Origin of the sequence: Edaphobacter modestus (genome assembly GCF_004217555.1) — a bacterium.
Classification (GTDB): Bacteria; Acidobacteriota; Terriglobia; order Terriglobales; family Acidobacteriaceae; genus Edaphobacter; species Edaphobacter modestus.
In genome coordinates this window covers 16,937-41,581 of sequence record NZ_SHKW01000002.1, presented here as the reverse complement: position 1 = coordinate 41,581, position 24,645 = coordinate 16,937, and the positions used below count along the sequence as shown (strand labels likewise).

Annotated in this window: 9 protein-coding genes; 7 read left to right on the top strand and 2 right to left on the bottom strand. The window is 57.0% G+C overall.

All coding sequences use genetic code 11. The annotated features are described in order from the left end of the window. Window positions 1–767: 767 nt before the first annotated feature. The 3 genes from BDD14_RS26030 to BDD14_RS26020 are packed head-to-tail and all read left to right on the top strand — an operon-like array spanning window position 768 to window position 8,126. Window positions 768–4,454, top strand: coding sequence for a glycoside hydrolase family 2 protein (locus tag BDD14_RS26030; protein WP_130423692.1), 3,687 nt, complete (start codon window positions 768–770; stop codon window positions 4,452–4,454). Between the two features lie 37 nt (window positions 4,455–4,491). Further along, entirely contained in the window at window positions 4,492–5,826 is a 1,335-nt protein-coding gene (locus BDD14_RS26025) for a glycosyl hydrolase family 28-related protein (RefSeq protein WP_130423690.1), read from the top strand. Window positions 5,827–5,867: 41 nt separating this feature from the next. Next, window positions 5,868–8,126 carry a glycoside hydrolase family 3 N-terminal domain-containing protein gene (locus BDD14_RS26020; RefSeq protein ID WP_242618290.1) on the top strand — a complete coding sequence of 753 codons (2,259 nt, stop codon included), beginning with the start codon at window positions 5,868–5,870 and terminating at the stop codon, window positions 8,124–8,126. A 2-nt stretch (window positions 8,127–8,128) separates the two neighbouring features. Here BDD14_RS26020 and BDD14_RS26015 read toward each other — a convergent pair whose 3' ends face one another. Further along, a complete protein-coding gene (locus BDD14_RS26015; RefSeq protein WP_278045535.1) occupies window positions 8,129–10,438 on the bottom strand; it encodes a GH92 family glycosyl hydrolase in 2,310 nt (769 codons plus the stop codon). Window positions 10,439–10,662: 224 nt separating this feature from the next. Here BDD14_RS26015 and BDD14_RS26010 point away from each other — a divergent pair, with 224 nt between their 5' ends. The 4 genes from BDD14_RS26010 (at window position 10,663) to BDD14_RS25995 (ending at window position 19,933) form a co-directional block, all read left to right on the top strand. After that, complete coding sequence (locus tag BDD14_RS26010) at window positions 10,663–12,054, top strand: hypothetical protein (RefSeq protein ID WP_130423684.1); 1,392 nt, start codon at window positions 10,663–10,665, stop codon at window positions 12,052–12,054. A 475-nt stretch (window positions 12,055–12,529) separates the two neighbouring features. Beyond that, window positions 12,530–14,161 (top strand): VWA domain-containing protein, encoded by a 1,632-nt coding sequence (locus BDD14_RS26005; protein ID WP_130423682.1) that lies wholly within the window; start codon window positions 12,530–12,532, stop codon window positions 14,159–14,161. A 45-nt stretch (window positions 14,162–14,206) separates the two neighbouring features. Beyond that, on the top strand, window positions 14,207–18,151 hold the full coding sequence (locus tag BDD14_RS26000; RefSeq protein ID WP_130423680.1) for a carboxypeptidase-like regulatory domain-containing protein: 3,945 nt from the start codon (window positions 14,207–14,209) through the stop codon (window positions 18,149–18,151). A 351-nt stretch (window positions 18,152–18,502) separates the two neighbouring features. Next, window positions 18,503–19,933 carry a hypothetical protein gene (locus BDD14_RS25995; protein WP_130423678.1) on the top strand — a complete coding sequence of 477 codons (1,431 nt, stop codon included), beginning with the start codon at window positions 18,503–18,505 and terminating at the stop codon, window positions 19,931–19,933. A gap of 493 nt (window positions 19,934–20,426) precedes the next feature. Here the strand turns inward: BDD14_RS25995 and BDD14_RS25990 are convergent, their stop codons facing one another. Then, window positions 20,427–24,332 (bottom strand): carboxypeptidase-like regulatory domain-containing protein, encoded by a 3,906-nt coding sequence (locus BDD14_RS25990; protein ID WP_130423676.1) that lies wholly within the window; start codon window positions 24,330–24,332, stop codon window positions 20,427–20,429. Window positions 24,333–24,645: the final 313 nt, after the last annotated feature.

The window sequence follows — 24,645 nt, the reverse complement described above, 5'->3', positions numbered from 1 at the left end:
GACCATGAACAGAGGGCCGCTATGCGGGGCTGTCCATCTGAATTCGCTGAAAGTGTATATCGAACGATACCTCGACAGTTTCCGAGGCCATTCACTTTGTTCTGTAGCCGCTCCTTCAAAAGGAGGATGGGCAGTCTGGCCCCCCCAGCTGGTTCCATATGCAACCCGAAGCACAAAAAAGCATATGAGAACCCGGCAAAGTGACGCTGAATCGCATGCGCTGTCATGTTCGTACTGTAAGGAGCGTGCCTACGGGTTAACCACCGAAGAATGAATCATGTAGCTCGACGTTAAATGGCCTCCTAACGTTGTGCCATGAGGGCTGGAGGCTCATACTCGTGCTGGGTGGCAGGGCTGTGCGCAATCTTCTGCCCTGAAAACGCTCGACTAATTCCGCACGACTGAAGACGTGGGGAGATTCTTGCGGAAGAGTGTCTGGATTTTTAGGTTTGCGACCTTCGGAGGACTTGTTGAATGTCAAAGGCTATCGCCTGGCTAACAGGCTGGAAGCTGCTTGCGGCGCTTGATCGATTGCCTGCCCAAACTGTTACGGCCCTGCAATCTCTCGATCTTACGATCCGATCAAGCAACGCCTGGGCGAACCGATGCCAAGAATGGGTCGATTGCACGCGCACCTCGGAATCCAGAGGAGCGCCGTTCGGCCAGTTCTTCAGACCATGACATTGGGTAGCCAGACACTTGCGACGCGTGACGGCTGGGCCTCATCTTCCGTCCGTCGCAACGGTTCGAATCGAGGCCTCTGACAAATGGAACAGCTTTCGCGAAGAACGTTTATCGGTCAAAGTATGGCTGCGGCGTTGGCAACCGCCAGCTCGCGCCATCTGATGGCTTTCCCACTCGACTCATCCAAGAACGACGGCGTACAGAAGATTTCGGACCCTGCTCGTGATCTCTTCACCAGCCAGGGCTGGGAGGTTTGTGGCCGGCTGACCGCGGACTACGGAGCGAGTGCTCTCCGGCTGCAAGATGGTTTCATCTTGTCCAGAGACATCGCTCCCCAGAGCTGCTCTTTCAGCTTCGAAGGCCGTGCACCGGAAGATGCCCATGAGGTCCAGGTATGGGCGGCTATCCGATGCCGGGACCGGGACAGCCGTTATCTCTTTGGCCTTCGCGGAGGAGCGAATAATGATGTCTATCTCGCGCGATATGCGCCGGAGGGCGGAAATCGCTTTCTAGGCGTTGCCCGTCTGCCGTTCCGCCCTGAGGTTGGCAAGTGGTACCGCCTGCGCGCAGAGACGCATGGGGGACGCATCCATATTTACGTTGGAGACGAGCCTGTTCCGTCGATCAATGTAGAGGATAAGGAAGCTCTCTGGGATGGAGGCGCAGTCTCGCTCGGCGGCGGATGGCTCGCTGCCGAATTTCGGCAGGTGAAGACGGAGCCTTTAGCGGGCCAATGCCTGGAAAGGTTCCTCGCGATCGGGTCTCAATACCGTCAGGAGAGCGCGCCGGATCGTGCCTCGAAGAGAAGAGACGTTCGCGCCGCCTACCGCCCCCTGACGATCAAGGCGGCCCAGGGACCGCGTTATGACATAGCGTTGGATGGACAGTGGCTCTTCGTGCCGGATCACGAGCTGCCACAGGGCGCTGGACCTGAGGTACCCACTTCTTGTGACGACCAGTGGCACGTGCTCGATGTTCCCCGGATGTGGACACCCACTCTCACCTGGCTCCACCACGAGGCTGGATTCAGCTTACCCGGAGTTTCGGAGACGAAGGGTATCGCGGACAATCTTTATGCTGCGGAGATCGCTCGTCTTGACTCTTACACGTTCGATTGGCGCAAGACGAAGAGCGGCTGGTACCGGCATCACCTCATCGTCCCGAACGAATTGTCCGGCAAACGCGTAGTCCTCTGCTTCGACGCGGTGGCCAAGATCTCCACCGTATTTGTCAACGGAACCAAAGTCGGCCAGCACACCGGGATGTTCGCAGAGGTGGTCTGCGATATATCGGAGGTCCTGCGGCCGGGGCACAACGTGATCGCAGTGCACGTTATCGGTCAACCGGCACAATCCCATGGCGGCGATACTGTCAGCGGCGTTGCGGTCACGGTGGAAGTGACTGAGGCGATGCTCAATTCCCTGCCGCACGGAATGTATCCGGCGGAAGCCAGCGGGATATGGCAGCCCGTTCACTTACGAGTGATGGAACCGACTTCGGTCGATGAGGTCTGTCTCCGTCCCTCCCTGGACCGGCTGCAGTTCTCGGTGACTCTACGCCGGCCAGCTCCAGAGCATGCCGTCGATCTCTCTTACGAGATCAGCCCAGCCTCAGATAACGGGTCGCTCCATAAGGAGACATCCCGGCTTGGTCCCGGCAGCTCCACCCAACACTTTGAAACACCGGCATTGAAGTGCAAGCCGTGGAGCCCGGACTCTCCAAACCTCTACAAACTGGAGATCACACTCTCGAGCGAAGGTCGGGTGCTCGACAGACACAGCACGACGTTCGGCTTCAGAACCTTCACGGTTGAAGGCAATCGTCTACTGCTCAACGGCCGCCCCTACTGGCTGCGCGGAGCAAATCACTTTCCTCACGCCCTTGCTCCGAACGACCTTGAATTGGCGAGACGCTTCGTCACGCTCGCCCGTGAAGGCAATGTCGCCGTCACCCGGTCTCATACGGCGCCGTTTACCAAGACCTGGCTGGAGGCCTGCGACGAGCTGGGAATGGGGGTTTCGTTTGAAGGAACATGGCCCTGGCTGATGCTTGAAGGTGACCCCCCGGATCCTGCACTGCTGAAGGCATGGAAAGAGGAGTTCGCTTCGCTCATCAGACAATTTCGCAATCATCCGTCCCTGCTGTTCTGGACCGTCAACAACGAGATGAAATTTGAGGTCCTGGACCGTTCAAAGCCAGAGAGGCTGACGAAGAAATGGGAGGTTCTGAACGACATGATGTCCACGATCAGAGCTCTCGACCCCACGCGCCCGGTCGTTTGCGACTCCAGTTACCTTCGCAAATCAGTCGCGCAGGAGTATCAGAATCTTATCGTCCCGCGTCATTTTGACGATGGCGACATTGACGATCGTCACTCCTATTTCGGATGGTATGAACGCTCCTTTTTCCACTACTTCCGCGGAGAATTCGGTCAACAGTCTGCAACCAAATTACGGCCGTTGATCAGCCAGGAGATGGCCACCGGCTATTCGAGCAACGACGATGGACACGCAGTCCGGTTCTACACCTTCAAACACTACACGGCGCTGGCAATGGTCGGGGACGAGGCTTACGAACATCGCGATCCACGTTATTTCCTCGAACAACAGGCTCTGTCCACGAAGGAGCTTGCAGAAGCCTTCCGCAGATCGGAGCGCTCCACGTCGGCTGGCATCCTTCATTTTGCCTATGTGAGCTGGTTTCGTAATGTCACTTCTGCCAACCAGATCGAACCCTACCCGTCCTATTATTCCCTCAAGAAAGCCTTGGAACCTGTACTGGTCAGCGCGGAGCTGTGGGGAAGAACCCTCGTCGGGGGTCGAGGGTACGGTATTCGAATCTGTATTGCCAATGACTCCGGTGACGGCGCCGACATCGGTGCCGGCCAAGTTCGATGGAGCATGCAATCCGAAGGAACCGTACTTTCATCGGGCCTCGTCGCAGTCCCCCCGGCATCCTTCTACTCCAACGTGTGGGTAGATACAGAGATTCATCTGCCGCAACAACTGCCGCGGGACAGAACCAGCGCGACATTCCATCTTGAATACCTCAGTGGCCAGAGGACTCGCTCTGAAAACGAATATTCCATCACAGCCGTCACGGAGCGTTGGGCGAACCAAAGCATGACAGCTGCGGACCGCTTCTGTCTTCTTGATCCCTCGCAGACAATCAACGCGGCATTTCGTTCCGGTCGATTCAATCGCATATCCCACATTGCGGAGGCATCGAGCGAAGAAGTCCTGGTGGTCTCCTCTGCGGAGACCCTGTTACAAGACACGAAACAGATGGAGCAGATTCGCGATTTCGTCAACGCAGGGGGTAGAGCACTTCTTCTAAAACCGGGCCGCGCTCTGCCCGATCTTTGCCCGGATCAGGTGCAGGGCTACAGAAAGGCAGAAGGGGAGAATGCCTGGATGTGGCGGCCGGAATCGAGCGCATTTGAAGGTCTGACTCCATTGGATCTCAGCTGGTTTGACATGGGAAGGGACGCTATTCCAAAGGCCTGCTCCGGGACTTACAGAGTCAGTTACCTTCGTAGGGACGTGAGTGTCCTCGCCTACTGTATGGATCGTCATGGTTACCTGAAGCGGCCGGAGCAGATGGCCGAGTTTGGGGGATCGCCCCTTCTTCAGATCCGCCTGGGAAAAGGCACTCTGATCGCAAGCGAGATGGAAATCGGCAGTGAGGATCCGATCGCGACGCGACTGCTTGGCAATCTCCTTCTCCTGTTGCAAACACGATCTGTCAAAAACCCAGAAGGAACAAAGTAGACACAGGACCCCCGGAACCTAAAGGAGCGCATCACCCATGCAATTCTCTTCCCGCCGCAGCTTTCTATCCTCTGCCTCAGCAATCGGACTCGAGGGTTTGGCCAACGTCCGAAGCGCCTATGGTTCTCCTTCTACCGGAAGTGGCGGAGAGTTGGGGACAGCTGACAGAAATGTATTGCAATACGGAGCACGCGCCGACCAGAGCTTCGATAATACAAAAGCCTTTCAATCGGCCATGGACGACACCGCAAAGGCTGGCGGGGGGACGGTATATGCTCCGCCCGGCGGCTATCTTTTTCGTGGGAACCTGAAGGTACCCCGGGGAGTCACTCTGAGGGGTTCCTATGGCTGCGTGCCCTCTCACTCCGGCATCGTGAAGAATCTCCACGCTGTCAGACCCGGACAGGACGGAACAGCTCTTTTCGTGACGGGGGGCAAGGGGCAGGAGGATGGAGTTCCATTCCTCACAGCCGGCACAAATTCCACGGTTGCGGGGCTGACAATCTATTACCCCGAACAGGTGACCGATGTGGCTCCGGTGCCATATCCGTGGGCAATCGCGATGCGGGGAGATAATGCCGCTGTCCTCGACGTGGAGCTGCTCAATCCTTACCAGGGTATCGACACGAAGACCAGCGCCCGGCATAACATTCGCAACGTGACGGGACAGCCGATCCGCCGAGGCATCTTCGTAGACGCAATCTACGACATTGGCAGAATCGAGAACGTTCATTTCAATCCCTGGTGGACGAGTTCAGGGCCGCTCTATCAATGGCAACTGGTACACGGCGAAGCATTCATCTTTGGCCGTGCGGACTGGGAGTATGTGCTCAACACGTTTGCCTTTGGATATGGCGTAGGGTATTCCTTCGTGAAGACAGACACCGGCGTCTGCAACGGCAACTTTCTCGGAATCGGGGCAGACTGCTGCAACCGCGCAGTTCGCGTCGAACAGAGTGCCCGCTATGGCATCCTTATTACGAACGGGGAGTTCACCTCCTTTCTTGGGGACGACCCCACTCAAGTTGAGGTTCTCCCCGGCCACAGTGGTTCGGTGAGGTTCGTGAACAGCGCATTCTGGGGCCCCTGCGCCCAGATCGCAAAGGTGGATGGCGACAGGCACGGGACGGTCTCGTTCAGCGATTGCATCTTTTGCGAATGGGACAAGAGCGGGAAAAAGGCAGCACTACAGTTTTCCGGTGGCAAGGCTGTTGTAAGGGGATGTGAGTTCCAACAGAGCAAACCTCAGATTGAGCTTGGAGAGCGAGTTCGCAGCGCTGTCATAAGCCACAACCTCTTCGAGGGTCGACAGCAGGTGATGAACGCCGCCGGCAAGCGTGCCCAGATCGAATTGAATGGAGCAACCGAGTAAGGAATATGAGATCAAGGAATAACAGTTCCCGGAGACGATCAGTGCACACGAAGTTCATTTGGGTGGCCTCAAGCGCCATTCTGTTCAGCTCTCAGATTGCCGGCATCGTCGGCCTCCCTGCGCAGGCAAGACGCAGTTCGTCTCCACCCTATCGCAACGCTTCCCTGTCCGTTGACGCTCGAGTTCGCGATCTGCTCACTCGGATGACGTTGGAGGAGAAGGCTCGTCAACTCGATTTCTACGACGGCGATGAGTCCCTTCAACCTGGGCTGCCCAAAAAAAGTAACCGGACGCCACCTGGCGCTGATGTCTTCTCTGAGACACGCGCAGAACAGCTCTTTGGGACTCTGGGCGCGGGCGCCGTACACGACGTGGAGCCTTCGGCGGGGCTGTATAACAGGATGCAACGTTGGCTGATCGGTCATAACAGGCTTGGAATCCCCGCCTTGTTCATCGAAGAAGGCCTGCATGGATACAGCAACGGAACGGTATTCCCGACCCCTATCGGTCTGGGAGCAACCTTCGACCCCGGTCTGGCTCATGACACTGCGGCGAGCATCGCGGCAGAGATGCGATCGACCGGCGCGGCCATGGTGCTCGCCCCGGTGCTGGATCTGGCGCGGGAGCCCAGATGGGGGCGTGTCGAAGAGAACTTCGGTGAAGATACCTTCCTCACGACCCGGATGGGGGTCTCCTACGTTCAAGGCACGCAGGGGGACAGTCTCGCCACCGATCACACGATCGTCGCGGAACCGAAACACTTCGCCGGACACGGGTCTCCGGAAGGAGGCAGCAACACCTCGCCGGTTCACATGGGAGAGAGAGAGTTGAGGTCAACGATGCTTCCCCCATTTGAAGCAGCATTTCGTGAGGGACAGGCGATGGCCACGATGGCGGCCTATCATGATATCGACGGGATTCCTATCACCGCTGATAGCGAGCTTCTGACAACGATCCTGCGGGGAGAGTGGGGATTTCGCGGCTTCGTTCTCTCCGATCTCGGAGCAATCAAGCGTCTTGAGACCGCGCATCACGTCGCAGGCTCACCCTCTGACGCAGTCTGTATGGCGGTCCATGCAGGGGTCGACATGCAGTTTTATGACTACCCCCACGATGTCTTTGAACATGCACTGATCGATTGCCTTCACGATGGTCGGCTAAAGCAGGCCGATCTGGATCGTGCTGTCTCTGCCGTTCTGCGGGTGAAGTTTCAGTTAGGTCTTTTCGAAAAACCGTATGTCGACGAGGCTCTTGCCGTCAAAGAGCACCGTTCAACAGAGCATCTGGCGGTTTCTCTTCGCTCCGCGCGCGAATCAATAACGCTCCTGAAGGACGCAAACGCGGTGCTCCCTCTCTCGAAGAGCGTGCGTCGGATCGCCGTGCTCGGCCCGAATGGTGCAGTTGCCCGGTACGGCGACTACGAAGAGGAGAAGAATGGTTTGCACATCAGCATCGTGGATGGCATAAGAAAACTCTTACCTGAAGCTACCGTAAGTTTTGACGAGGGTGTAGATATTCAAAAGGCTCTTGCGGCGGCACGCGATGCGGAGGTGATCCTTCTCGCACTGGGGGAGAAGCAGGGGATCTCCGGTGAAGGTTTCGACCGTACGAATCTTGACCTTCCAGGCAATCAGCAGGAGCTTCTGGAAGCAGCGGTAGGGACGGGGAAGCCAGTTGTCCTTGTGCTCGAAAACGGGAGGCCCTTGACGATCGGCTGGGCCGCCGAACATGTGCCTGCAATCGTCGAAGCATGGTATCCGGGTGAGTACGGTGGACAGGCTATTGCGGAGACTCTGTTTGGAGACATCAACCCTGCGGGCCGTCTACCTGTGTCCTTTCCTCGAACGATCGGCCAGCTTCCTGATTTTTACAGCGCCCTGTCTTCCCGGCAACACCGGTATGTGGATAGCGACGGCAAGCCTTTGTTTCCGTTTGGCTTTGGATTAAGCTATACAACGTTTGAATACAGCGCCTTTACGATCAGTGCCCAACCGGACGGCCAGGACGTCCTGGCCAAGGTTACGGTCAGAAATACGGGTACGCGAAGCGGCGACGAGATCGTCCAGCTCTATGTTCGACAGGAGGTAAGCTCGGTCGCCACTCCTGGCCGCGCACTCAAGGGTTTCCAAAGGATCCATCTCGATCCGAACGAGAGCCGCGAGGTGGAGCTACGCGTACCGCAGCGAGTCCTGGCCGTCTGGAACAGGCAACACCAGTGGGTTACAGAGCGGGGTCAATATACCGCCTGGATCGGAGGCTCCTCGACGGCAACGCTCTCAGCAAACTTCCAATTGCGCTGAGTTTATTTGCCGGATGACACGCTCGATGAGCCGAGGAGCACCTGCTCCCGGCTCATCGAGGAAGGAGCGGCCCCTGGAGCGCTTGCCCAGTTTGTATTGGGAGAGTCCCCCATCTCGAGCGTAAGCGTGCCGCCCTGCGACAGATCAGAGTGCGCGAACCACGAACGATCGAGCGGGGCGCCGTTCAGGGTTGCTGACTGGATGTACTTATTTTTGGCGGAGACATGGTTGGCGACGATGCTGAATCGTTTTCCATTCGCCAGCGTGATCTGGGTCTTCGAAAAGATCGGGCTTCCAATCTCATAGACAGGAACACCGGGCGTCACCGGATAAAAGCCCATGGCGCTGAACACATACCACGAGGAGGTCTCTCCACCGTCATCGTCTCCGGGAATGCCCATGGGTCCGTCGTTGTACCAGAGGTCCATCATCAGTCTCACCAGGCGCTGCGTCTTCCACGGTTGACCGGAAAAGATGTAGAGGTAAGGAACATGGAAGCTGGGCTCGTTTCCTTGCGCATACATTCCGACCAGGCCGGTCGCGTCGGGAAATTGTCCGAGGAATGCGAATTTTGACGTTCCATAGGGCTCGGTAAAGACACGATCGAGCTTAGCGTTGAAAGCATCTCTTCCTCCCATCAGATTGATCAGACCTGCAACGTCGTGCTGGGCGCCCCAGGTTGCAAGCCAGGTGTTGACCTCGGTTGTATAGTCTCTGCCGCCTTGACCGCCGCCGCGACGAGGATCGAAGTGTTCAACCCATGCGCCGCTCGCGTCTTTCGGCGCCATGAGGCCGATTCGAGGGTCATACAGGTTGCGGTAGTTGCTCGCAAGATTTCCGAAATAGCGTGCGTCGGCGTCTTTGCCCAAAGCTGCCGCGAACTCCGAGACACACCAGTCGTCATAGCTGCTCTCCAAAGTTACCGACACGGCCTGCCGCTTCTCAGAACGGTTCACCGATGTCGATGTCTCGGTTTCACCGAAACGCAGCGCGGGAAGGAATCCCTTATCGAAGTAGACCTTGTCGAGCTCCGTAAGGGGACCCCTCTCCCACGGCAGCATCGTTGCCTCGGTTGAATTCTTGCGCATGCCCTGGAAGGCGAGGCCGGCGTTGAAATCGCGGTAGCCCTTTGCATAGGTATCGAGAATCAGTTGATCCGCGTGGTGTCCGATCATCACCGCCTGTTCCCCGGCAACCGAAGGAAAGGAAGGCATCCAGCCGCTCTGTTCAAACATCCGGACGTAGGACCAGACCATGTCGACTTGTCTCTTCGGATCAAGAATCAGCTGAAGCGGGTGCAAGGACCGGAAGGTGTCCCAGAGGCCGTCATCCGTGTAGAAGTCGTGCCCTTCGGACGGATGCACTCGATGGTCATAACCACTGAAATAGTGCCCATCCTCCGTGATATCGGTCATACGGAGGAGCGAACGGTACAGTGCCGTGTAAAAGATCGTTCGCTGCCGCTCAGTGCCTCCTTCGACAGAGATTCGGGAGAGGGCCTGATTCCAAACCTCGCGGCTCTCGTTGCGTATCTTGTCGAAGTTCCAGTCAGGTATCTCCCGCTGAAGGTTGCGTCGCGCCTGGGCCGTGCTGATATACGAGACTCCGACCCGTACCTCAATTGTCCGCACCGAGCCGTCTACGTCACCGACGGACCCGATATGATCGCCACTCCGCGTGGAGTCATTCCCCATTGCTGTTCCCTGCCATGTTTCCACGTTCGTGAGCGGATGCGAGAACTCAGCATAGAAATATTGCCTTGTCTCTCCCGCCGAAGGGACGGCCTGGGTCACTGCACCCTCTACTCTTTCACTTCCCTGGACTGCACTCGGGCTCAAGGTATCGATGGCCGCGTTGGCTTCAAGACTGAAGACAAGATGAGTCTGTTTTCCGACCGGCAAAGTGAATCGATAGATTGCAGCCTGATCTGTGGCCGTGTACTCCACAAAAGCTCCGGGGGTCTCGAGTCGCGCCGAATAGTAGTATGGCGTCGCCACCTCGTCGTCATGGTCGTACGTCGACCCGTAGGAGGCGGGGGAGGTGCTGCGGGCCGCAGTGGAGACCATCAACGTCGCAGGACCAGCCGGGAAACCGTGTACCTGCTGGGCAAGGTATCGATCATTGGTCTCGGCAGGAGTGATAGGGTAGAGACGCGCCATGCCAAACGGCCTCTGGACAAAGGGCTTCGTTGCGGAGAGCAGTACGCCAATGCCTCCAATATTCGGTGACACCTCGTCGACAGGAGCCTTCAGGTCTTGCGCCGCCGCCGACAGCGCAAAAGAAAATACGAGGGAGAACATCAAAGATCGCATCAACAGTCGATTCCGGCTTCAGCCTGGTGAATTCGGCCCCAATCCGTCACTTTCGTGGCCCGAGAAAGCATAACCGACGAAACCATGTAATTGGACGTTAGGCGCTGTTTCCTAACAGCCGATGCCTCTACCGCACCGTGTAACCTATTTCGATGGGCATCGTGATGGTACTTGGCGAGTGCCATCCTGGTGTGAGAAGATTTCCCGACTAGACAAGAGCCCTAATGCAGTCGATAGAGATAGCGCCAGACGCACGCAAGGAAGCGGTTCGAATCGGCCGGTCAAAGCACGATGCGGACCGGGTTCTGCAGTGCGTGAGAGAGATCGCAGAGAGCGCAGCATTCCGCAACAGCCAGCGTAGCGGTCAATTCCTTATCTATATAGTTGAGCAGGCTATCGCTGGGAATTTTGACGCACTGAAAGAGCGGCTCATCGGTATAGAACTTTTCGGGCGGTCCGCCACCTACGACACCGGTGAAGATGCCATCGTCCGCGTAACTGCGAGCGATGTCCGCAAGCGGCTGCTGCAGTATTACGGACAGTTTGGTGAGGCAATGGAGTGGCGAGTCACGCTTCCTCGTGGCTGCTATATCCCTGAGCTGATTCATAGTCCACAGCATGATAAGCCTGATACCGGTGGGACTTTCGCTTCCACCGCGATCGAGGAGGTCCCCGCTGTCGCGGAGACGCCCCAGGCCACCACGGCCGCCTTATCGCACGTGGAAGCCTTGACTGGCCGATCGCCTCTGAAACAAGGCACCCTGACACTAGCTATAGCAGTCACCTGTTTCGCGTCTGCGCTACTCACGTTTTCGGGGTGCTGGTTCTGGTTAGGGCACACTACATCGGGCTCGCAGGCCCCACCCGTCTGGGCCGGCCTGCTCGACCCGCATCAACCCTTGCGGATCATTACCAGCGACCCTAACATCGCCGAGATTCAGGGCCTCACAGGACAGCGGATCACGGTTTCTGACTACGCAAATCATCGTTACATACCCGATCCGAGCAAAGTTTCTCCCGTCTCGCTGGTGTTTGCAAACAACATACTGCGTGGCGACAAGGTCGCTGCAGTGGATGCCTCCATCGTTGCAGATGTCGCGGCCACAGCCCAAAGGTATGATACCGATGTGCTCGTTCGAACCGCTCGCGCTATCCAACTTTCGGACTTGGCAACGGACGGCAACTATGTCGTCATTGGCAGCCCTCTCACGAATCCCTGGTCTTCGTTGTATCTTGCGAACGCTGATTTCCGCTTTGCGAGAGAGCCTTCCGGACGTGAATATATAGAGGATATAAAGCCCGAAACGGGGGAGAAGCCGCAGTACACGCCCTCGGCACTCGGCTTTGCGACCGGGCAGTCCCTCGCCATCGTCGCTTACCTCCGCAATCCGGATCACCGTGGCCATGTCCTGGTACTTGCAGGTCTTAACGGAGAAGGGACCGAAGCAGCCGGCCAGTTTGCAGTCGACGCTCATCGCATGGAGGAAGCACTTCGTGGATGCGGTTACACTAGCGGGCGCGAAGTGGGCAATGTTGAGATTCTATTGCAACTCAACATGATGGCCGGGTTACCCAGCCATGTCGTTATGCTTTCTTGTCATCAACTGCAATATTGATATTTGATTTGTAGCTGCCATTCTGGCATTTGCCCTTACAGCAGCATCGCGTGTGATTTTATGCGGAGCTACCGCGAGACCTTGGTGGCCGTTTGATTTTTCGATCCGAATCGCCTCGGAAATACTGATCCACATCGTTCACCGTTGCCCAAGGCCTACATTCGCTTCGCGAACAAAACAGGTGTGCGGACACGTTAGCCGAGAACTAACCGGTAGCGGAAGCTGCGCAACGACAAACGATGCTGACGGCAGGCGATTCTAAACGCAAGAGATAGCGACGTCTCTCTGGAATGACACCGCCGAACATTCCTAACCTCCCTCCTATCAGTTCCGTAGCGCTTCTACCCCATTGACAGCAGGTTGGACGCAATCATAGCGTTCTACCGATCCATTCAATACGCTCTCGACCGATCAACGGACTTTGCAGCGATGCTGAGACCGGGAGAGGGCAGCTGAGGCAATTTTTCGGAGTCCAATGAACCCGTCCGATTCTCCGCTTCGCACTCGAAGCGGCAATTCGACTCAAGCATCCCGTCTGGACCGCCTTGTCAGGTCTCTCGGCGGATACAGCTCCCTGATGGCGGCGGCGATGAGCCTTACGGGACTGACATCCGTTCTTTGTCCAGACTGCTTCGGTCAGGACAACACAGCTGCTTCGACCCTCCGGGTAAAGAGTCAGCTTGTCATACTCGACCCAGCCGTGACGACCAAAGACGGTCGCGTCGTAACAAACCTCAATCGCGACGATTTTTCGATCTTTGAAGATGGAGTCGAGCAGGAGATCCGATACTTCTCGGTACCAGGTCCGAGCGACCGCATACCGGAGACCCCCCGCAAGGACAAATTTGGCAAGGACGACTGGGGAGATTCGCCGCTCACCCTTTTGGTTCTTGATGCCCTGAACACGCCCTTTGACGAGATTGCTTACTCTCGGCAACAGGCGAACAAATATCTCTCTGCGCAGCCCGAACTCCTCAACCAGCCGACGACGATTCTCTGGCTCGATGATGCAGGGATACACCCCATCGCACCTTTGACGAGAGTGCGACAGGAACTTCTGCGTGCGTTGCAGTCAGAGCGACCGACACTACCGGGGAAGCTGGCTCGCGGCGCCGGGGTTGAGCGTCTGAGTTCGTCTTTGGCCGCGCTTCAACAGATCGCACTGTTTAGCAGGGGAAGTAAGGGAGGCAAGCAGATCGTATGGATCGGCCGCAGCTTCCCAGGCGTGGACGGCACACAGCTTGGGAAAGAACAGACGAGCCTCCTCAACAGGGCCGTGAGCAGCACACTGGATCTTTTGCTCACCGCTCGCGCTGCGATTTACGTCGTCGATCCCGCTCTCAATCTGGAGCCTCCTGCCGACCGTATCTCCACATCCGGGAACCCGCAAACGATAAGCCCGTTCAGCTCCGCAGACCCATTTTTGCACTCCTTCAGTTTTACGAGTTTCGTTGATCAGTCGGGAGGCAAATACTTCTACGGCGGAAATGACCTCAACAATGAGATCGCAAGCAGCATCGATCGAGGGACCCACTTCTACACGATCGGCTATGTACCTAGCTCACCCATCGAAGATGGAAGGTACCGGAAGATCGAGATACGTCTAAAGAACTCGAACCTGCAGGTACAAAGCAAACAGGGCTACTATCCGACTGAGATCAGTCAAGCCGCTCCGAACGAGCGCGACCTTCGCTTCGATCTCCATGAGGCCGCGGTCAGCCGCATGCCGTACAACTCGATTGGGGTTGCGATCCGCAGTTGCGGCTTCCAGGCCGACACAAAGACGGTGACCTGTGAGGTCATCGTCTATAACCACTCGCTCACGGCAACCGACGCTGAAAACGGAGAAGAACACGCTTCGATCGTGTCCGTATTTGGCGCCCTCGATCAAAGCGCGGTCCTGCTGGGCAATAGCGTTTCGGCAGTCTCTTTCAAACTCCCCTCGAACCCGGGAGCCAACAGCTATAGCCTGCTCCGGGTCCATTTGACCGTGCCCTCTCGAACAGCGTCGCTTCGTGTAGTTGTCCGCGATATCGACGGGCGTATCGGAACGGCAGACCTGAACTCAGCGATGTTCGCACAGATCAACGCTGCACACATCTTCTAACGCCAGCAGGTAGAAACAGAAGCATTTTGAAACGGAGACCAATCGATGGACACTTCAGCAAGAATTGGGCACGCACAGAAAAGAAAATATTCTAGACATAGCATTCGCCGGCGGCCACTGGAACGGCTTCTTCTCCTGGTTGTCTTCGGCGCACTCTTCGCATCGCAGGCTCTCGCCCAAAGCACGGGTCAGGGGATCATCTCCGGAATTGTTAGCGATTCAACCGGCGCCAGCGTAAGCCACGTGGCGGTAAACGTTCGAAATACCGACACGAACGTATCGATCAATGCCTTCACCAATGACACTGGCTACTACGAGGTAAGGAATTTAAACGAAGGTCCTTATGAAGTCTCCACTACTGTCCAGGGGTTTGAGCGGTTTATTCGTTCCGGCATCGTCCTCCAGGCTGAAGGGCACCCCAGTATCGATCTGCAGCTAAAGGTCGGCAGTTCAACCGAGAGTGTTGTCGTCAATGCGGGAGCTCCCCTGATCGATACCCAGGGAGTGTCGATCAGCCAGGTAATTACCTCGGAAGAGATGTCGGCCCTTCCGAACGGGCAGGCAGCGATCTGGCTCGCAATGCTCTCTCCCGGTGTTCAGTCGAACTACGCCCAAAACTATTCGCTGGGTGGGGCGAGTCCAAACTGGAATGGATCGGGCCCCCAGTTCGGCGCGTATGGTCGAATCGGCGCTAACGAGTTCAATCTGGACGGGGCGCCCAATATGGCCGGCCAGCGAGGACAGGCTATCAACCTCTCCCCCGAAGAGCTCGGTCAGACCAGCGTGAACGTAACCCCGTTCGATCCCTCGGTTGGCCATACTTACGGCATACTTCTCACCCAGACGACCAAGTCAGGGACAAATGACCTGCATGGCGGCGTTCGATATCGAAGATACGACCTGCGTTGGTTTGGGTTGCAGCACTTCCAGAAGTTCACGTATCAATACCACACGCAGCTCGACAAGTGTTCGACCAACTCTGGCTCGGCGGCGTGCGAATACGACGAAAACACGTATGGGTGGCCTGGAACGCACTTGAACTCCGGCGATGCGGCCATCGGCGGTCCGGTCTTTATCCCCAAGCTCTACGACGGCCGAAACAAGTTTTTCTTCTTTGTCGGAGTTGTACTTGATGCTCCGAATAATGCTCAGTCGACTACGCTCGCAATACCCACGATCCGGCAACGGAGCGGCGACTTCTCCGATTTACCTTTACCAGTGGCAGGCACAGTAGCGCCGGCTACGTTTACCGCGGCTTGTGGCCCGAACGCAACCTACTATGGCCAATACCAAATTTACAATCCATACTCCGTGACCTTCGATTCGAAGGGTGTTCCCCGGCGCGCCCCTTTCTGCGGAAATGTCATTCCCTCCAGTCTGATCAGCAATCTGCCGCTGGTTCAGGTGGTCAACGGCTTCCTGCCCACCCCATCCAGTACGGCTTCGACCGGAAATAACTACAACTACACGCCCGTAAACTGGAACACCTATCGCGCTGTAACGAACCGGTATGACTATACGGTGTCCGAGGCCGATCACATCTTCTTCCGTTGGAGCCGGGCCCACTATTATCAGTTGGCACAGGATTTCCAGACGGGTGATCAGGGCAGGCAAGGCGTGCATCACTGGATTCCAACCGGGGCTCTCGGCTGGTCTCATATTCTTTCTCCCAAAATGGTTGTCGATGCCACCGTTGGAGCAACGGAGTGGACTGGATACGGCGACCTCTACCCCGGCTGGCAGGCCTATAAGCCAAGCGACCTGGGACTTCCAACCTATCTGGACGACTATGCAGGATCGAATGCACAGTTCCCTGTGATCGCCATGAGCGGGTACCAGACGATCGGTAAGACCGCGATCAACGTGACTCACTTTCGCAGCCTGGCAGTCCGGGGAAACCTGACGGCGGTATTGGCCAATCACACCTTAAGAGGCGGCGCCGAGTGGAGAAGTCAGAATGCGGCAGGTGGCGGTCCAGCAGCATCGAATACAACGGCCGGACCTTCCGGACAGTTCAACTTCGACAATGCCTATGTCCAGCAAAATAACGGCACCGACGGTACCTATCCATCGACGTCCACGGGATTGAGCTATGCATCGTTCCTGCTCGGTATTCCAACGACCTCACAAACCACCACCACAACATCGACATCCCGCTCGAATCCGTACTACGCTTTTTACGTTGGCGATACATGGCGCGTCTCACGGAAGCTGACCATAATCCCCGGTATCCGCTATGAATTCGAATACGGTCCGACGGAGAAACACAATCGCCAGATTGTAGGGTGGGACCCCAACGCGCACCTTACCTTTGCGTCGACTGTGGACACGGCGTACCAGTCGACACTGGCCTCCCTCACTGCTGCGCAAAGAGCGGTAGCTCCGGCCCATCTGCCGGTACAAGGCGGACCGATCTACGCCGGTGTGAATGGAGCCTCCACTCGCCAGTGGGTTAACAACTGGAGGGTGCTGCCAAGACTTGGAGCGGCGTATTCCATTACCCCGCAAACAGTGCTTCGTGCCGGCGCGGGCCTGTACTACGACACGCTCGACGTGTTGAACGAGAACGCAACCATCAATACGGACGGATTCAGCAGCACAACAGGACCGATCGCCTCCTCGACGACGTTTGGCGCCAACTTCGTGCCGGGTATCTCTCCCATGTCCGATCCGTTCCCTCTCAGCAATGGATCACGTTTCGCCGCTCCCGTCGGCAGCTCGTTAGGAGCGGATTACTATGGGGGCAGCTCCGCGACGATCGGTATCTATGACCACAATCGAGTCCCTGCCCGGTCATGGAGAACACAGATTAGCATGGAGCATCAGATCGGAAGCAGCCTGGTTGTTCAAGTAGCGTATGTCGCCTCGCGTACGAGAAATATCACTCTCGACGGAAGCGCAAATACCACTCGTACGTACACTGCGGGTTACCTGAACGCAACGGCCGTACCTGCATCCTTCTTCACAGGGGGCATTCAACCGAACTCCGCGACGAATAGTCTTCTTGGAGCAAATGTGCCGAATCCGTTTTACATCGGCAACCTAGGTAGCTTAGCGACTAGCGATCCGGTCTACTACAACCTGCTCACGAAGAGCAGCTATGTCAACTCAAAGACGATTCAGCTCGCCAATCTGGTGCGTCCTTATCCCCAACTTGCGGCTCTACGCCTGTATAACTCAATCGGGGGCTCCCAGTTTCAGGAGTTTCAGGCCAACGCGAGCAAACGCATCAGTAACGGTCTCATCGCCAACGCATCGTACCAAAAGAACTATCAGAAGGATCGCGATTACTTCCAGAACCCGTTCGATGTTACCCCAAGTCTGGAGTCGAGCCTGCAGAGCCCGCCCTGGCGATTTACAGCGTCCTGGGTCTACTCGCTTCCTTTCGGAAGAAATATGCGGTTCGCAAACAGCGGTTGGCAGAGTGCGGTCTTTGGAGGATTCCAGTTCTCTGGATCGTACGAGGCAAATCCTGGCACTTTGCTCACCTTCGCGTCGAATGGATCGGGCTCCGGCCAGGGGAATATCTTCTTCATCGGCGATCCGAACAGTATCAAACTGAAAGATCAGATCTACAACACCAACTATTCGGCCGGAGTCGCGACAATTCAGGGGTTTAACACGCAATCCGTGACAGCAACCGCTTCGACGACAAACTCCATCACAAACTGCACTTACAGCGGCACTGGATTTGTCCTGCTTCCAGCCTGCCTGCCTAACAACTACAACCTGCGAGTCTTTCCCATCCATGTGGAGGGTGTGCGCGGGCAGGGTCTCAATAACTGGAATGGCGCCTTTGGGCGAACGTTCAACGCAGGCGAGCGCGTTCAGGTTCAAGCCCGCGCGGACATCCTGAATCTGTTCAACCATCAGCGTGTAGCCCCGGTGGGAGGAGCTCAATTGAATCCAACCAGTGCCCAATTCGGTCTCGTCACGGCGGACAATGGAAACGGAAGGACGATCGCTCTTCAGGTTTTGGCCACGTTTTAATCGGCATCTGTCACGAGCGGCAGGAGCAATTTCACCTGCCGCTCAACCCCTTAATCGCCTCTCGTCGAAATAAGGGAGACGCAAACTGATATGGTTTACGCCTTGCCCAGTGCCCTGGTACTGCGAGGGCTCGCATAATAGACGGCTTTTGGGTGCCAGCAGTGTCAGCTTACGGAGTATGTGAGCTGACAACTTGAAAGTTCTGTAGCGGAGGAGTCAATTTATAACGAATCACAGTTGCTTTGTGCGTTGCGCCATAAGTTGAGTTTTGTACTCCTAAAGGAACCGCCCTCGTTAGCCCCGAAGAGGCTCAGGAGACCCAGTGCTAGAATTTTCCTTTCCGGCACTTTCATGTCTTCTCCACGACAGAGCAATCCTCATAGCGTCGAATTCGTAAAGATCGCCGAGACGGTAGAAGATCTAGCTCTCCTCAGGCAGCACGTAAAGGACATCGTCGAAGGCGCCGCCTTCAAAGGAAGCCACCGCAGCGGGCAGTTCCTCCAATACATCATCGATCAGGGCGTCGCCGGGCACTTCGACTCCATCAAGGAGCGCGTGATCGGCGTCGAGCTCTTCGGGCGTTCCCCAACCTACGACACCGGCGAGGACGCAATCGTCCGAGTCACCGCGAGCGACGTCCGAAAACGTCTGCTGCAGCACTATGGCCGTTATGGAAACGAGTCTCCGTTCCGCATCAGTCTTCCGCTCGGCTCCTACATCCCAGAGATCGTTCGCGACCCACAACCCGGCCCAAAGCATACAGAACCAGCGACGAGCGAAGTTGCTCTTCCGTCTTCAAACGGACTTCCTGTCATTGCCACGCCAGAGCCTACGCCGCACGAGCCCTCCTCTACCCCCGAGACTCAACCCGCCGCCTCTGTGGAAGAACAGCTGGCCCGGCGACCGGCTCGCTGGTGGCTCTATGCCGCGCTCGCACTGACCGTCCTTAATATAGGAGTGTGGATCTTCTTCTGGAACCGGAACGTTCCGGGCGCCCAGGATCCTCGCCGGGTTCTTCCCTGGTCTGCCCTCCTGGACTCTCCGCGTCCTCTGCAGCTCATCACGAGCGATCCCGATATCGCGGAGATTCAGGGATATACGGGTCAGGTCATCACGATCTCCGATTACGCGAATCACAACTACATTCCTCACCCTGAGCAGCTGACGCCCGAGACGACCCAGATCTGCCGCATCCTTCTGGGCGGAAACAAGGCGGCGCTGGTCGATACCCCCATCGCCGTCGGAGTTACGGAGCTCGCACAGGCCAGCTCGCGGCGCGTAGAGGTTCATGCGGCAAGAAGCATCCAGCTCTCGAATCTCCAGACCGACGACAACTTCGTCCTCCTCGGAAGTCCTCGCTCGAACCCATGGATAACGCTCTTCAGCGATCAGATGAGCTTCCGGTTTTCCTACGACAAGGCCTCCTCGCAGGAGATCATCCTCAACGTCCATCCCGGACCGCATGAAAAACCCCAATATGTGCCGACGGCCCTGGGATGGGCTACCGGCCAGTCCTATGCCATCCTCGCGATGGTTCGGAATCCCGACCAGAACGGCAACGTCCTTCTTCTGAGCGGAGCCAACGCCGAAGGAACCGAGGCTGCGGGAAAACTCGTAACCGACCTGCCCCGCCTGACCGCAGCTTTCAAAACCTGCGGCATCACCCCCGGAGGACCGGTACACCACTTCGAGCTTCTGCTGCGATTGAACATGATGGCCGGCTCTCCAACGAACGTCAACGTCGAAGCTTGTCATGTTCTACCGGAGACCGACGGGCACTAGTTGTCAGTTCTAGTTGCAGCAGGTGCCAATTGCTGGTTCCCAGTTGCTCGCTTTCGAAAAGTGTCATTACCCGCGAAGCCTCAGGGGCGAAGTCGCGCAACCCTGCATTTGGCCCGAACCACAGGCCCCCCGTGGGTTGACATGTAAACCTTTTATTTTGTGTTATTTAAGCGATTTGTTTTCGCTAAAATATTATAAACAAATGCTTTATGGGTAAAAATATTGAAATCAAACGAGTTATGCCGGGAGGGTATTTCCCGGGCTTTCTTCTACCGTTTTTAGTCTAGCAGTGTGGAGGAAACTAATCGGCACTTGAGATGTTGTTTAGTTTGTGTTGGTTAGGCCGATTTTGGGCTTGACAAGATTCTGAGGACGGATTTGAATTTGATCCTTGGAAGCGGATTCTCGGCTTCGCTCGGAATGACATCTTTGTTGTGGGGAAAAAAATCCGGGGCCTATGGTGAGGCCCCGGTGGAGGTTCAGCTAAACCGCGTTAGAATCGCAGCCTTCCCTGGATGGACAGCCATCGCCCTGATGAGCTGGGCCAGCCATCGCCAAAAACCCTGCCAAAGTTCGGGTCCGTTGGGTTGCTGTTTACGCTGCCCAGCACCTGGTGGTTGAAGACGTTGTAGGCATTGAACGTAGTCTCCAGCCTGAGCCGTTCATACAGATGGAACTCGCGCTGCACACTCGCCGCCGCTCCGTTCATGCCCATCTGGCGAACTCCATTCACGCGCGAGGGGAAGGCCCTCGTGTTGAACCCAGTGGGCTGGCACGCCGGATTGGTCACAAAGCCGTAGCCGGTGTAGCTGCAGGTCGTCGTCGTCGAGCCATCGGGATTCGCAACCGTAGTCGGAGTAGCGGTCACGGTTCCGGGGGTCAGCCACTGCACGTAGTTTGAGCCTCCCGATGCCTGATCGTTGTGATACACCGGCTTCTTGATCTTGATGCTGCTGGCCTTGATATCGCCGATGAAGAACGCGTTGGGGAAGTTGACCGGAACGCCCGGCTGAGCCTCATAGCTCGCACTCAGCTGGAAGCCGCCAAACAACGCCGACTTCCATCCGCTGGTCGCCCACGCCTTTCCACGGCCAAGGGGAAGATCCCACACTCCCTCGGCAGTAAACCGCACCGGCTGGCTCCACTGCGTAATCTCCCAGCTTGGCATGGCATCGTAGCCATTCGCAAAGTAATCGCGATCATACTGGTGGTTGAACTGAATTGACCCCATCACGGTCAGGCCCCGGCTGTAGCGGCGGGTCAGGGTAATCAGAGCCTCCTGAAAGTGGGTGGCTCCAAGAGACTGGTTCAGGGAAAGGCCGTTCATCTGCGGATAGGCCCTTACCAGGTTCGAGATGGAGATCTGCTGCTGCGTAAAGTACGAGTTCAGCGACATCTGGTTGTACGCCGCCGGATTGCTTGACGCCACGCCGCTGAAGTTCGAGATCGCAAACGGATTGGTGACCTTGCTGTTCATTACCGCGTTGGGAGCGGTGTTCGGCTGCAGGCCACCGGCGTAGAACGACTGTGGCGTGAAGGCGGAGTTCTTCGTGACCTGAAGATTGCTGGTGTAGGCGATGTTGTAGGACACATCGAGCATCATCGAATCGGTCAACTGGTACTGCACCCCGATCGAGCCGCGCTGCTGGCGCGCCGGAACCAGGCCATGATCGAAGATAATCGGGCTGGCGCCAAGGTAGTAGAGAGAACCCGCCGCGCTGCCAATCGGCGTATTGAACCGCGAGCCGCTTCCGTTTATCGGGAACGGATCGGAGAGCGGAGACACGCCGGGTACGAAGTTCGTCCCGAAGGTGTTGGACGTCACGACGCTTGTACTTGCGCTAAACCCGTCCTGATTGGCCGTGACATTCAGCGCGTTCAGCGTGTCGAAGAAGAGTCCGTACCCTCCGCGAATCACCAGCCTCTCCGTCGCCTGGTAGGCGACGGAGAGGCGGGGCAGGAAGCGATAGTTGTTGCCCCACGCACTTCTGGGAGCACCGTTCACACCGGCATACAGTGGGCCGCCCTGGATCTGCAAAGAAGAAGGCAAAATTGCCCTCTGCGCCGTGGTGGCTCCTGCAACAGCGCCCAGGTAAGCCGCGTTCGCGGGCTGCGAGATCCCGCTTAGGTCCGCACTCGGATTCCATCCCACAATCATCTGGTTGTGCTTTTCCACCACGCCGTACTCATACTCAAAGCGCAGTCCGGGAATGAGCGTCAGCTTCGGCGTTAGCCTCCACGTATCTCCCGCATAGATCGCATAATAGGGCGACTGCAGGGAGAGCGACGAGTTCTTGGCGACCGAGGCCGACGAATTGATTCCCATCAGGAAAGCCGCATAGCTCAGGCCGGTATTCGACTGCTGGTAGGCGCTGTCGGATCCGTTGTTCTGTTGCGTATAGGTGTTATCGAAGTTATAGGTGCCCGAGACGTTTCCGCCGACACCCTGCGAAGCGTTCTGCCATCGGTACTCTGCTCCCGCACGCAGGGTGTGGCGTCCCTGCACATGAATCACATTTCCACGAAGCGCAAAGGAACGATAGGTCGAAGCCACGCTGTCCGTCACTCCCAGCGAGGTCGGAGACGCTCCCGGAACCGCGTTCTGATAGGCGGAGATCTGCAGCACGGGCAGCTGCACGTTCGCCTGCTGCGCGTACTGATCGGTGTAGGTCGGCAGGCCGAGGGAGCTCGGACTGTACTGGTCATAGCCCGGGTAGTAGCAGCAGTGCGTCTTGTAGTTCGTGCCTCCGAACGTCACATCGATATTTGTATGCTCGTTGAAGACGTGATCCCATCCTATCGCCGGAACATCGATCCAGCGAGGACCCTGCTGCTGTCCAACGTTGCCCACCGTCCAGTCGTTCTGGCCCTTGGTATAGTTCCCCCGCGTATAGCGGACGAAGAGGCTGTCCTTCGACGTGAACTTGTAATCCACCCGCCCCGTGTAATCCCGATAGGTCTGCGGAGTGATCTGCGTGTAGGCGAAGTTGCTGCCGAGTGGATTGTTCTGCGTGGGGACAGGCTGAAGACTGTTGTAAAGCTGCACCATCGCGCTGTTGGCCAAACGGCTCGCTGGGATAACGTTGCCGCAGAAAGGCCGGCGGCGTGGAATCCCGTTCCCGTCGATCGTCACGGAATATGGATCGTAGATCTGGTACTGACCGTAGTAGGGAGTTCCCGCGGGACAGGCCGCGGTGAAGCTCGACGGAATGTTCGTGGTCTGCTGCTGAAGATCCGAGAAGTTTCCACCCCTCTCCTGCATGGTGGGAAGGGTCGCCGACTGCGATTGGGCTCCGGCGAAGACGTCGTTCAGGACCGAAGCGAAGAAGAACAGCTTGTTCCGTCCATCGAAGATCTTAGGAATACGGACGGGACCGCCGATCGCGGCGGAGCCGTTGTTCATGTTCGTGCCCGGCCATCCGTACTGGTTCTCGATCGCGAAGCAGTCGGGGCTGGTGCTTCCGCCGTTGACGCAGTTTGCCAGCGACTTCTGATAGCGGTAGTTCAACCCCTGGAAGTGGTTCATGGCCGCCCAGCGCTTCGCCGTATAGGTCTCGCGAATGGTGCCGTGCAGGTCGTTGGTTCCGTACTTGGTCGTCTGCGTCGCCAGGACTCCCAACGTATGTCCGACACTGGCGTCGTATCCGGCTACGTCGAACTTCATCTCTCCAAGCTCATCGATCGTCAGGTTGACGCCCGACTGCCGGCTGTTGGTCTCGTTTGGAGCGCCGTCCAGGCTGAACTCATTGTAGCCAATGAGGCCATAGGAGCCGAAGTTCGTGGTCAGCCCCGTCCAGGCGAGTGTGTCGTCGGTCGAGGCAGCCTGCCCCGTCGTGCCCTGAACACCGGGAGCGATCAGCGCCAGCCAGGTCGGGTTATTCCCCGAGACCGGAAGCGCCTCGACCTGCTTGGTGGTCAGCACCTGGCCGCTGGAGCCGCTCTCCGTATTCAGAAGGCTGGCGTCGGCCTGAATCACAACCGTCTGCACGCTCGCTCCCACCGCGACCTGCAAGGGAACATTGGCATGGGCGGCCGCCTCGAGCGTGATTCCCTCGCGCAGTAGATCCTGGAAGCCGGGCTGAGCCACAAGGATCTTGTACTTCCCTGGCGTCAGCGCGTTCACCTCATAGTAGCCGGTGCCATTGGTTGCGCTCTCCCGCGAAACCCCCGTCGCCATATTGGTGATCGTGAGCTTCGCGCCCGGAACCACCGCCCCAGAAGGGTCTGTAACGATACCGGAGATCGTGCCGAGACCCGCTGTCTGGGCGAATCCCGAAACGGGCTGCATCATTAACAACATTGCCGCCGTAAGCAGGAGCATTCCGGTGGCTCGAGCGGCCCGGAGGTTTCTGGCCAGCCCCTTCTTCTCTGCGATGAACGATGAAATCGTGCGCGTCATCTGTTGCCTCTCACAAAACGAACGAGTAGAAAAGCTGTTTATTTGGAAGTCCGAAATTTATGGGTTTCAGAACCGCGAATCACGTTATGTTTCAGTTCCTACAAATGACAACGTTATAGAGGCGTTATAACGCCTCCTTAGATAACTGAATCTATTGAGGTTTTCTACGCACCACCATGCCTAACGGTAGATACCCTTCCGGAGAGAAACATAAAGAGCATTGCGTGAACCGCCTGACGGATCGACGGCAGCCTTTGGAGAGGCGTGACAGCCGGGACAAAGAGCGAGATGGCCTGGCTGAATTCAGCCGGGC

What these genes read in the sequence shown, in the direction of transcription:
- BDD14_RS26030 (WP_130423692.1), top strand. Translation starts at nt 768, where the DNA reads ATGGAACAGCTTTCGCGAAGAACGTTTATCGGTCAAAGTATGGCTGCG.
- BDD14_RS26025 (WP_130423690.1), top strand. Translation starts at nt 4,492, where the DNA reads ATGCAATTCTCTTCCCGCCGCAGCTTTCTATCCTCTGCCTCAGCAATC.
- BDD14_RS26015 (WP_278045535.1), bottom strand. Translation starts at nt 10,438, where the DNA reads ATGCGATCTTTGATGTTCTCCCTCGTATTTTCTTTTGCGCTGTCGGCG.
- BDD14_RS26010 (WP_130423684.1), top strand. Translation starts at nt 10,663, where the DNA reads ATGCAGTCGATAGAGATAGCGCCAGACGCACGCAAGGAAGCGGTTCGA.
- BDD14_RS26005 (WP_130423682.1), top strand. Translation starts at nt 12,530, where the DNA reads ATGAACCCGTCCGATTCTCCGCTTCGCACTCGAAGCGGCAATTCGACT.
- BDD14_RS26000 (WP_130423680.1), top strand. Translation starts at nt 14,207, where the DNA reads ATGGACACTTCAGCAAGAATTGGGCACGCACAGAAAAGAAAATATTCT.
- BDD14_RS25995 (WP_130423678.1), top strand. Translation starts at nt 18,503, where the DNA reads ATGTCTTCTCCACGACAGAGCAATCCTCATAGCGTCGAATTCGTAAAG.
- BDD14_RS25990 (WP_130423676.1), bottom strand. Translation starts at nt 24,332, where the DNA reads ATGACGCGCACGATTTCATCGTTCATCGCAGAGAAGAAGGGGCTGGCC.